The organism is Rhodoferax sp. ZS1R25, assembly GCF_056521335.1.
On record NZ_JBWMAZ010000003.1, the window covers coordinates 334,278 to 346,339 of the forward strand.

The following is a 12,062-nucleotide window of genomic DNA, read 5'->3' on the forward strand; positions in this document are numbered from 1 at the left end:
CTCACGCTCCTATGATTTCAAATTTTGGACAAGGCACAATGAATTTCCCACCCTTCAGCAGATAGTCTCGCTCCCGTTCTCTGAACTCACTGATGAAATGCCATGGCAAGACCAAGAGGTAGTCTGGTGACACTCTTCGCATCTCCGCTTCCGAGTAAATCGGAATATTGGTCCCGACGGTTTTCAGTCCATATTTATGAACGCTTCGCTCGGCGATACCATCAATCATGGTGTGGTCCAGTCCGAAATACTGCAGCAACGTATTTCCTTTGGTGGACGCACCATAGCCCCAGACAGTTTTCCCCTCTGACTTGGCTTGCAGGATGAATTTGCGGACGTCCTCTTTGAGCGCAGTAATTTTGTCAAAGAATGCGCCCCACGATTTCTTCGTCATGAATTCGCCAGCCTCTTCATAGGCTAAAAGCGACGCGACGCGGAATTGCGCCACGTCTCTGCAAGGCTGGGTACCGAAGGAGCTTTTGTTCGCCCCTTTCTTCATGGCGTAGACACGGAAGGAACCGCCATTGACGTCGTTCAGCTCCACGTCCACGACTTCAAACCCACCCAAGGCCAAGACCTTAGCGAGATCCTTCAAGGCATAGTAGTAAACGTGCTCGTGGCAAATATTGTCGAACGCCACCTGCTGGAGCATGAGCGGCGTATAGGACAGCTGCAAAACCCAAAGGCCGTCAGCATCCAGCACTTCATTGACATCCTTGACGAAAGACACAGGGTCTTCCAGGTCATAGAACATGGCGATGGAAGTAACAACCTTCGCTTTCTCGCCTCCAAACTTGGATTGCTTGAAAACCGATGCAGTGAAATAGTCCTGAATGATCAGGTCCGCAACTTTGCTGGATTCATTGCGGTAGGAATCGTCGGCCGGATCTATGCCAACCTTGATAAAGCCTTGAGGCACGTGGCTCAGCAGCGTTCCATCATTGCAGGCAATATCAATCCACAAATCATTTTCCTTGTACTTGATGTACTTGCAGATGGATTGAACAATACCGCGCAACTCTTCATTCATCGTGTTATTCAGGCCGGAGCGGTACCAGTACTTTCCGTACATGATTTCCTGAGGTGCAATCTCCTGCAACCGAACATTTCCATATTCCTCGTTGAAGATAAGTTTCATCTCAACAGGAACACCCCGGGGAGTCTCTTGAGGAGCCAGAAAGTCGGAGACATACAACTCTCCCAGGGAAAAAAGTTCACTCATTGCTTTGCTCCTTTAATGTAGAAATCGTTGACTTCGACGCGTTTATCCTTGCGCCATCCGAAGCCACTCAGGTACTGTTCAATGACCGGATCATTGTAATTATTCTCAATGATCAGCAGCTTGACTCCATACGCGTCAAGGTCGATGGATTTCAAGACTTCCAGCTCATTGCCTTCGGTATCAATCGAAATGAAATCGATGGGACCACCTTTGAAGTGGTTGTCGATAATCCAATCTAGGCGCCTGGTCTTGACCGATATGGTTTCCTTGATGGGCTTATAGACCTCATGCGCTTCCAGCAAGCGAGTGTCCACCGCCAACCCACTCACGGAGGACTGGTTGGAATTCGCCATGGTGAAGACCGTGAATTCCGTGTCATCCGAATTCTCATTGGCCGCAGCAAAACAAACCGCATTTTTCCGGTTGCGGCGCAGAGATTCGAAGTACTTGGGAATGGGCTCAACGCACAAGGATTCCCATCCATTCAATTCAAAATGGTAAGTGTTCGAAAGGAATACACCGTCGACAGCGCCCACTTCAATGCAACGCCCAACATGCCCGTTGGGAAAGTATTGCTTGATAAAGAAATCCACTGGCGGATTGAATTGCCCGAAGAACATGTCTTTCTGCTTGCGCAGATGCTTCGCCTTTTCGAACTCGTCCGAGAGAAGTTTCACCAAGACCACCGGATCAGCAGTATTGGTCCATATAACGTAGCCGATTCCTGGCATGTTCCAAACATCACGAACATTATTGGTGACACAAACATACCGGTTGCTGACGACATTCTCATCCACCACCGAAAAGCTATAGGGGCCAGACGATCTACCGAAGATCAGCTGCGTAAACGTGGAAAGATAAGAGATTTCATTCAGATCAAACCCTGTCTTTTCATAATTGGTGAAGTCACCTACGAAATAAACATTGGCCAGATCTGCGATGGTGGAATCCGGGTTTGTCACAAAAACATTGGCGTCTGGCTTGGCAAGCGCTACTTCACGGATGATCCGAGAAAAATCCAGCTCCTGCGATTGCCCCGATTTGGTTTCATTGTTGCAAATCAAGATCGAAGGCTTTTGATTTTGACGAAAGAAAGCATCAATCTTTGCGGTATCCAGTTTTTTATAATCGATACGTGGCATGTAATACGTCACGTCCTTGAGCCGATCCAACCATCCGTTCTGCCGATAGACCTCGGTCATTACTTGGTGGTAGCCCTGAAAATTGCAACCCGAATACAGGTCAGCCCGGCCAGCATACAGGTACTGACCTATCCAGGTATTGATAACAATATCGGCTGCAATTCTTTCAGACGAGAACGTCAGTCCTTCGATATCAGCAAGAATATTCTTGTTATTCTTATGAAAATAGAAGAAATCGCAATCGGGCACGAATGACATGATGTCAACAATGTAGGGGCGAGACATATGAATGTCTCCGTTATGCCAATCATTGACAAAAAGCAATTTTTTTCTCATGCGCACTCCTAATTAAAATAATATGGCTTGCCCAGCAGCCATTCGATGATCGGTCGTGTTTTTAAAACCTTCATGCACCACTGAATCGCTCTATTCGGCCACTCAAAGCGCCGCGGCCGCGCGTCGGACCGACTGCAGCAGCAACGCCGTGTTCCGGAATGTACTGTTGGACGTACTCACAATTTGCGAGTGGGACAGCACCAGCAGGTCGATCAATGCATCTTCCACGCTGATGGCATTGCGGTTCACGTTGCAGGCGTACACACGGCCACTGTGATCGGCCGTGGGGGTGTTCCAGGTACCATCCACCAGCTTTTCCACATAGGCGCGTTTGGGGTACATCACCACATTGGGCAGCGCGCCAAAGCGTTGTTCCACATCCTTGTCATCGGAACACACGAAGAACTGCTTGTGCGGCACATCATGTACCAGCTGGTAGAGGTTGGCATCGTCCGAGCCGTTGCTGCCAAAGTCCGTCTTGCGAATATGGATGCCGAAGTACTCCGACAAGTTGCGGCTGGCCATGAACGCCTGGGCCTGGGCCACCAGAGCCGGCTGAAACTGCAGTGCGCGCACCTGGGCGTGCACCACACCGGTATCCAAAAAGGAGGGAATCAGTGGAGTGTGGAAATGCACGTCCTTGTCGCTGGAGCGCAAGTAGTCCAATGCATTGTCCAGACTCGCCATCTGTAACGGCGACTGGAAGGGGAAGCCCATGCCCAGATGATCTTCGATCGTGAAGAACAGGAATTGGTCTTTCTCCGCGGCATAGGAGGACAACTCCCGTTCCACCACTTCGGCAGGCGTAGCAATCAGTTCGTCGTACGAGGCACCGCACCAGTTGTTGCACGGCCAGACAACGATGGGATGGAGTCCCGCCAACTCGGCGATGGCCAGTCCAGCTACCAGTCCGTTGAAGCGGTTGCCAAAGCCACCGTCGCAGTAAATATGTATAGAACGCATAAGAGAGGGCATTTCCGTTAGGTCAACAGCGCCAAAAGCTGGTCCACCGGGGCTCGCCAGTCATGGATGGAGGGCGGCGGCGCCAGGCCATGCACCGCGGTCGTCTTGGCCTCTGTGTGCACCAGCAATTCCACCAGGTGGTCGAGGTCAGGCTCACAGTACCCCGCCACGTGGCGGTCTTGCACCATGGCATTGCGGTATAGGGTGGAGCGAATTTTTCGCACCCCAGGACCTTGGGCAAAGTCGTCCGTAGCGCCGCCTTCGGTCACGATCACCGGTACGTTGCAGACCATGGCCTCGTACACCGGCAAGTTGAATCCCTCAGCCCTGTACGGCGACACGTAGCAGTCGCACACGTTGTACATGCTGTTCATCTGGTCCATGGTCAAGTTGGCTGGGATCAGGGTGATGGCATTGAGCACATCACTGGACAACAAACCGACCGCAGCAAGAGTGGACTGCACAAAGCTCTCGCCTGAAATGCCGTAGGTATTGCGCTGGTCCTTGAACACCAAACGCAGATCCTTGCGCGTCTGGCGGGCTAGCGCAAATCCCTTGAGCAGCACGTCAATACCCTTGTTCCAAATCGCGGCGCCTATGTTCAGCAACAACACCTCGTCCGGCCGGAAACCCAAGGCCGCCCGCTGGGCCGCATTGGTTTCCGCCGCCAGAGGTCGAAAGTAATCGCTGCTGGCGCCATGGGGCACCACATGCACCGTGGCAGGCTGGAGACCAAACTCAATGATGCGGTCGCGCGACCAATGGCTGGGCGTGACAACCACGCCTCCGCAGGCCTCAAATTGCGCGATATCACTACCGGCGGCGAAGTACTTGGCATCCAGACCGCACTCGGTCACCGCAAAGACAGCCAGCCTGCGCCCCTGGTGGGCAGGACGCAGATCCACGGGCGAAAAGATACGGAACTGCCAATCCACTACCTCCCCGGCGTGCGCTACAGGAATACTGGAGAGTGCAGCTTCGTCGACGGCGTGGAATCCGGCTCCATTCACCGTACGATTCCAGTGTGGGTAATGAAACGGGGCATCGATATGCCGCAAATCAGTCCCCTGCCGACGAATTATTTCGAGCAGCTGAAACTGATTGACCAAGGCAAACGAGTGGTTGATACCACGCCAGCCTTCTACAACCAGTGTTTGTCGCGATGCATTCATGTGCTGCAAGTTAGTATAGAAATTGAGCTCTAGCCCCCGTCGAATCTGCGCTAGCAGCTATGCAATGTATAGCAAATAGCGGTCAATCGCCCGAAAACTGCATGCGGCCATCCTACTGTGCCCCCTTGCCGGCACTGCACAGATTTGCCGGGTAAAGCGAATGTTATTCGACCGACTGCGGCCCGGTATACGCGCCACGGCGATTTACAAGGCACGACACTCAAGGCTCGCGGGCGGCCTCCCCGAGACCCTTGGTCAAAGGCCAGGCGAGGTAGGACATCACGGTGCGCTTACCCACAATTACCTCCGCCGTCAGGGTCATCCCGGGAAGGAGCCTGGCGCTGTCCAGCATATTTTTGAGTGCTGCGCCGTCCAACGTTATGCGCGCCACATAGTAGACGTCGCCATTGCTCTTGGCAGAACTGTCCCTACGGAAGGCATCTTCACTGAGGGTCCGGATCTTGGCCCCCAAAGTGCCATGGCGCTGAAACGGGAACGCATCCAATTTGAGCTTGGCGTCATCGCCGACCTTGACATACCCGATATCCGTGGAATCGATTTGGACTTCTGCCTCCAGCTTGGCGTTCAATGGCACAAGGGTGAAAAAGGTTTCGGCTTCGCGCACGATGGAGCCTGGCGAGAGCTTCGCGATGTCCAGCACCACCGCATCCACGGGCGCCGTCAGCGTGACTAGCCGGCGGCGTTTATCGGCTTTCTGAATTTGCTCACGAACCGCATCGCGCTCGCGCGTGACATTGAGCAGATCTTCCATAGTCTTTTGGCGCCAGCCTTTTTCAAAGGCCGTCTTCTCCGCCTCTGCCGCAGCCAGCTCCCGCACGATCTCCTGCTCCCGGTTGGCAACAGATTCCAGATCCCGCTCCACTTCTTTGCTCTTGATTTGTGCTTCCATAAGCTGGATTGGCGCGCCAAACTTCTGGGCCACCATCTTCTCCTGCATGGTCTCGATGTTCTTGAGCGATGCGAGGCGGGCTGCGGCCAGCTTCTGGTCCCGGCGATTGGTAGCCAGCGCAGCCCGCAGCCTGCCAACAGACTCGGCAATCTTCAGCTGCTGGGCTTTGTAGTTGGCGCGGCGCTCGGTCAGCAGATTGGCCTGCAACTGGTCATCCGCAGTGCTGCCCGTTTTGGACCGCTCCGCGACCTGGCCGGAAAGCTCTTCCTCCAGGCCTTTGGCCTGGGTTTCCAAACTATCCAGCCGCAGCTGAAGCACGTTTTCATCCGCCTGGATAAAGGTGGCGTCCAGGGTCGCCAGAGCATCCCCTTTCTTCACCAATTGACCAATACGCACATCCACACTCTGAACAATGGAGGTCTCCAGCGGCTGCACCACCACGTTAGGCAGCGGGTTCACAAGCCCGCCGCGCGCGACGACCACCTGGTCCAGTTCAGACACGGAAGCCCAAACTGCGAAGGAAATGACACCCAGCAGCAGTACCCGCAAAGTCACTTGCGCCCAACGGGGCACAGGACTCCTCTCCAGCTCATCCGCATCTGGCAGGTATTCAATCGCCGTCTTCCCTTTGGAGACTTTTGACTTGTCGCTGGAGAACCACTTGCTCATAGGTGGCTCGTCTGTTGGTTCCAGAGCTGCTGGTAGGTCTGGCAACGGGTCAAAAGCTCTTGGTGACGGCCGCTATCCATCAATTTTCCGTGCTGCATCACCAGAATTGCATTGGCATTCACCAAGGTGGAGAGCCGATGGGAGATCATGATCACAGTACGCCCCACGGCAATGCGCGACAAGTTGTTGATGAAAATGGATTCACTCTCAGGGTCCAACGCACTGGCAGCCTCGTCCAGGATCAGGATGCGCGGTTTGGTAAGCAAGGTGCGGGCAATCGACAACCGCTGCTTTTGCCCCCCAGACAGGTTGGAAGCGTTTTCTTCCAGCATGGTGTTGTAGCCCTGTGGCAGGCGCTCAATAAATTCTGCTGCGCCCGCGGCATCCGCCGCTGCCACGATTTCCTCAAATGGCGCCTCGGGCTTCGCGGCTGCAATGTTTTCACGTACCGTGCCGCGGAACAGGAAGTTCTCCTGCAGCACAACACCGATCTGGCGGCGCAAATGCGCAAGTTCAATCTCTCGGGCATCCGTCTTGTCAAACCGCACAATGCCTTCTTGCACGCTGTACAGGCCCTGGATCAGTTTGGTCAGTGTGGTCTTGCCTGAGCCGCTTCGGCCCACGATACCGACTACGGTTCCAGCCTGAATCGTCAAGCTTGCGCGGTCTAGTGCCGTAATGCTGGAACCGGGGTACCTAAAGGTCACATCGTCAAACGAAATTTCTCCTGCCAGTTCCGGACGCAGCCCGCCCGCGCCCGCCCGCCCCTCAGAGGGCCGATTCATGACTTCGCCCAGCATGCGCACCGACAGCGCCACCTCCTGGTACTCGTTGACCAGCGACACGATGGCCAGTAGCGGGGAAATAACCCGGCCCGAGATCATCTGAAAGCCAATCAGCGCGCCGACCGACAACGTCTGATCAAACACCTGCTGCGTTCCGATGACGATGATCACTACGGGCAACAGCTTCCCTAGGAAGTCAGTGATAGCGTTGCCGGTGATAGCCACTTTGCCCACCCGGAAATGCATATTGATCGACTGAGCAGATCGTTGGTCCCACAAACGACGTTGTGCTGGCTCGATCGCCAAGGCTTTGACCGTACGCATACCGTGGATGGTCTCCACCAGCATGGATTGCCGCTGACCTTCTGCAGTGTTGAGGTCATTGAGACGGCGCTGAAAGATGGGCACCATAGCCATCACCACACCTGCAATCATCAAGGTGAATACCAGTGTGATCAGCGCCAACTTGACCGAATAAGCAAACAGGATTGGCAAGAAAATGAGCAGTGAGGTGGCGTCCAGTGCGGTAAAAAACATCCGCCCAGTCAAAAAGGCACGTATCCGCTCCACCTGTTGCATGTAGCGGGTCACGACCCCCGCTGTGGTGGTTTCAAAATAATCGATGGGGAGCGACAGCAGATGTGCAAACGTCCTGCGAGTCAACCGCATATCGATTTTGTTTGACGCGGAGATGGTCAGAATTTGTCGCAAAAACCCGAGCAATGAGTCGAATACCAAAGCGATCACCACGCCAACACCCAATACCCAGAGCGTGGAGATACTTTGGTGCACAAGCACTTTGTCAATCACCAGCTGGAAAAACATGGGGGATGCCAAGGCGAGGATGTGCATGGCCATGGCAGCCAATGCGATATCGCGAAAGGCGGTCTTTTGCTTCAAAATTTCGGGAATAAACCACCTAAACCCGAATGGCTGACTCGCCTCCGTGGAAGCGAAGATCCGCTTCATGAAAAACACTTCACCCTGCCAATGGGCGCTGAACTGTTCGCGACCAACCATTAGCACGCCGGTCGGATTGTCTGCCAAAGGGTTCAGGATAGCGACTTGTCCACCTTCGTTGGGAGTGGCCGCCATCACAATGACGCAATTGCCGTCAGCCATCCTGGCGATGACTGGGAATACGCCCCCCTGCGCCAACAAAGAATCCCAACTCAACTTATCCACCCGCGCTTTTAACCCGATGTCGGCCGCAATGCGCAATACCGTGGCAACAGACGGTTCCTCCCCCACCAGAGCGTAGTCTTCTATGAGACGCTCAGGGTTGATGGGCAACCGGTGGTGCTGTGCAACCGCTGCGAGGCACTGGATGGTTGTATGAGGAAAGCGATCTGCCATTGATGTTGATAGCCCAACTTGGGATCAACTATTTCAACATGGCACCGCCGGTGCAAACCCCTCAATTGGGGCGAAAATGACCGCTATTTCGCCCCGCGATCCGCGAGCAGCATATCCCCAGCCTTTGGATCCTGAATGCCGGTGAGCTTCAAGGTGGTCGTGGTCGGCACCCCCAGTGACGGGCTACCCATCGCCGTTCCATTCACATCGAACTGCTTCATCGCATCCGCCAGACTGGTCACCGCCAGAGCCACAGGACTCAGTGTCGGTGCAGGCGTTGCCCCGTCTCCCGACGCTGCCGCCATGTCAGACTGCGACAAGCCCGCATCCACGAAGGATCCCATCGCCTGCGCCATGCTGCTCACTTGCGCACGCATCGCACTGGTCAACGGCACGGGCTCCACCGCCGGTTGCGCCTGGATCGTCGTAATCGTCTGTGTCTGCGGAACTGCCACGGGGTCTGCCACCAAAGTGGGGACAGGTGTTGTCGTGTTCAGTGCTGCAATCGCGCTGTCAACCGAGCCGGTGCCCGCCACAGGTGTTCTGTTGGCCTGGAACCAGACGTCTGCCGCATCGTGGGTAACGCCATCTGTCGTTTCGTAACTCGATGTCAGACCCAAGATGTTTCCGTTGTCGGTGCCGGTGCCAGCAACCGCATTGAGGTTGATCTTGGCGATGCCCAACTCGGCCAGTGTCTTGGTTTCTCCCGCACCACTGATGCCATCCGAGTTGCTGTCAACCCAGACCCTCAGATCGCCGTAGATCGCGTCATCGCTGCTGATAACACCATCGTGATTGGAATCCAGCTCTCTGAGCGCGGCGTAGCCATCGGACGCTTTCTCGCCATTGGACAGTCGGGTCGCCGAGCCGAAAAGCTCAGATCCGTCGTTGATCTGTCCATCATGGTTGCGGTCCAGCACCAGCAATCCGTCACCACCACTGACCCAGCCCGTGCTGATCGCTGCACCGTCGTCAAACAGGTCAAACTTGACGCCTGCATCAATGCTTTGCGTTCTGACACCGTCTCCGTTCAAGTCCAGGATGATGGGCGTGCCCGTCGTCAGGTATTGGTAGGCATTGGTCGTAAACGCCGGAATCTGGGCAGAAGTAAATGCTTCCACCTGCGTGGTGGAGAGAACCGTGGTCTGCACCGATGTAATCGCTGCAATCTGGTTGGTGGTAAGTGCCTCCAGATCCACCGTCTCAAAAGCCATGATCTGGTCTGTCGTCAAGACCTGTATAGCACTGGTGGAAAGCGCCATTGCCTGACCAGTAGACAAAGCAACGATCTGGTCTGTCGTGAGCGCCAAAATTTGCGCTGTTGTCAGTGCTGCAATTTGCGCAGTAGTCAGCGTGGGGATATATAGCCCCAGCGAGGGAAGTACAGCGAGCTGGGCCGACGTCAGTGCAGCATATTGATCGGTGGTCAGTGCAATGACTTGTGTGGTTGTGAGTGCACTGATTTCCAGCGTCGTGAGCGCTACGACTTGCGACGTTGAAAGGGTCACCAAGTCCTGCGTTTCAATGGCCCGCACCTGCGCGGTGGACAGCGCTGCAAGTTCATTGGTCGACAATGTGGGGAATTGGTCGCTACTCAGCGCCACAATTTGCGCTGTGGTCAGGGCCACAACCTGATTCTGCGTGAGGCTGGCGACATCCACGACTTCCATGGCGACGATCTGGTCGGTGGTCAGGGCAGCCACACTGGATGTGGGCAAAGCAGGAACCTGATACGTCGTGAGCGCAACGATCTGATCCGTGGTCAATGCCGCAATGTCAGCGGTATTCAACGCCACCACCTGCGAGGTCAAGAAAACACTAATGCCTGTAGTGGTGAAAGCTTGGACTTGAGCGGTGTTGAGGCTCGCAATTTGAGCAGGCGTAAGCGCTTGTATTTGGGCCGTCGTCAATGCCGCAATTTGCGCCGTAGTAAGAGACCAAGCAGGTGGCGCAGTGGTCGAGGCTGTCTGTGTACTCCCATTGGAAATACCCAGCAAATCGTCCAGCCAACGCCCTAAATCAAAGAGCTTATCCGACCAAGATCCAAATAATTTCTCTCCGAACAGTGATCCAAACAGCAGCGTTAGAAACCACATAGTTCATGGACCTAGTCATGGCGCATCAGCCCCTGGATTGGCTATGAAAGGAGCATGTGCCATCCTTTGCATTACGTTCCCCAGTGAGCCGATGGTTCGCCACATAGACTTCAAATCAGGTCTTTCCCCCTGTAGTCAGCATATCCCCAGCCTTTGGGTCCTGAATGCCGGTGAGCTTCAAGGTGGTCGTGGTCGGCACCCCCAGTGACGGGCTACCCATCGCCGTTCCATTCACATCGAACTGCTTCATCGCATCCGCCAGACTGGTCACCGCCAGAGCCACAGGACTCAGTGTCGGTGCAGGCGTTGCCCCGTCTCCCGACGCTGCCGCCATGTCAGACTGCGACAAGCCCGCATCCACGAAGGATCCCATCGCCTGCGCCATGCTGCTCACTTGCGCACGCATCGCACTGGTCAACGGCACGGGCTCCACCGCCGGTTGCGCCTGGATCGTCGTAATCGTCTGTGTCTGCGGAACTGCCACGGGGTCTGCCACCAAAGTGGGGACAGGTGTTGTCGTGTTCAGTGCTGCAATCGCGCTGTCAACCGAGCCGGTGCCCGCCACAGGTGTTCTGTTGGCCTGGAACCAGACGTCTGCCGCATCGTGGGTAACGCCATCTGTCGTTTCGTAACTCGATGTCAGACCCAAGATGTTTCCGTTGTCGGTGCCGGTGCCAGCAACCGCATTGAGGTTGATCTTGGCGATGCCCAACTCGGCCAGTGTCTTGGTTTCTCCCGCACCACTGATGCCATCCGAGTTGCTGTCAACCCAGACCCTCAGATCGCCGTAGATCGCGTCATCGCTGCTGATAACACCATCGTGATTGGAATCCAGCTCTCTGAGCGCGGCGTAGCCATCGGACGCTTTCTCGCCATTGGACAGTCGGGTCGCCGAGCCGAAAAGCTCAGATCCGTCGTTGATCTGTCCATCATGGTTGCGGTCCAGCACCAGCAATCCGTCACCACCACTGACCCAGCCCGTGCTGATCGCTGCACCGTCGTCAAACAGGTCAAACTTGACGCCTGCATCAATGCTTTGCGTTCTGACACCGTCTCCGTTCAAGTCCAGGATGATGGGCGTGCCCGTCGTCAGGTATTGGTAGGCTGCAGTGCCAAACGCGGAAATCTGATTGGATTGCAACGCTTCAACCTGGGTCGTTGTAAATGAGTAGGTCTGATTCGTTGTCAATGCACTCAATTGCTGCGTCGTAAGCACCGCGATATCGGTCGTCTCTATTGCCACAATTTGGTTCGTCGTCAGCGCCTTCATTCCTGCCGTGGAAATCGCCTGTATCTGGTACGTGGTCAGCGAGACCACTTGGTCCGTGGTCAGCGCCGTGACCGTGCTGGTGGCCAGGCCAGCCAGTTGCTTGGTGCTCAGCGCCTGGATGTCGGTGGTCTCGATCGCAGC

Annotated in this window: 7 protein-coding genes and 1 pseudogene; all 8 read right to left on the reverse strand. The window is 55.1% G+C overall.

Annotation, left to right across the window (positions count from 1 at the left end; all coding sequences use genetic code 11):
* Position 1: 1 nt before the first annotated feature.
* Positions 2 to 1,222, reverse strand: coding sequence for a class I SAM-dependent methyltransferase (locus AC097R_RS19465; protein WP_479599875.1), 1,221 nt, complete (start codon positions 1,220 to 1,222; stop codon positions 2 to 4).
* Positions 1,219 to 2,649, reverse strand: coding sequence for an FkbM family methyltransferase (locus AC097R_RS19470; RefSeq protein WP_479599876.1), 1,431 nt, complete (start codon positions 2,647 to 2,649; stop codon positions 1,219 to 1,221). Before AC097R_RS19470 ends, AC097R_RS19465 begins: the two co-directional genes overlap by 4 nt.
* A gap of 153 nt (positions 2,650 to 2,802) precedes the next feature.
* Positions 2,803 to 3,663 carry an O-fucosyltransferase family protein gene (locus tag AC097R_RS19475; RefSeq protein ID WP_479599877.1) on the reverse strand — a complete coding sequence of 287 codons (861 nt, stop codon included), beginning with the start codon at positions 3,661 to 3,663 and terminating at the stop codon, positions 2,803 to 2,805.
* A gap of 17 nt (positions 3,664 to 3,680) precedes the next feature.
* Complete coding sequence (locus AC097R_RS19480) at positions 3,681 to 4,673, reverse strand: glycosyltransferase (RefSeq protein WP_479599878.1); 993 nt, start codon at positions 4,671 to 4,673, stop codon at positions 3,681 to 3,683.
* Positions 4,674 to 5,055: 382 nt separating this feature from the next.
* Positions 5,056 to 6,414, reverse strand: coding sequence for an HlyD family type I secretion periplasmic adaptor subunit (locus AC097R_RS19485; protein WP_479599879.1), 1,359 nt, complete (start codon positions 6,412 to 6,414; stop codon positions 5,056 to 5,058).
* The gene (locus AC097R_RS19490) at positions 6,411 to 8,555 is read right to left on the reverse strand and encodes a peptidase domain-containing ABC transporter (protein WP_479599880.1); all 2,145 of its coding nucleotides are present in this window, start codon (positions 8,553 to 8,555) and stop codon (positions 6,411 to 6,413) included. Before AC097R_RS19490 ends, AC097R_RS19485 begins: the two co-directional genes overlap by 4 nt.
* An 83-nt stretch (positions 8,556 to 8,638) precedes the next feature.
* Positions 8,639 to 10,651: a hypothetical protein gene (locus tag AC097R_RS19495; protein WP_479599881.1), complete on the reverse strand. Its 2,013-nt coding sequence runs from the start codon at positions 10,649 to 10,651 to the stop codon at positions 8,639 to 8,641.
* Positions 10,652 to 10,766: 115 nt separating this feature from the next.
* Positions 10,767 to 12,062: pseudogene (locus tag AC097R_RS19500) on the reverse strand (hypothetical protein); the annotation flags it as partial.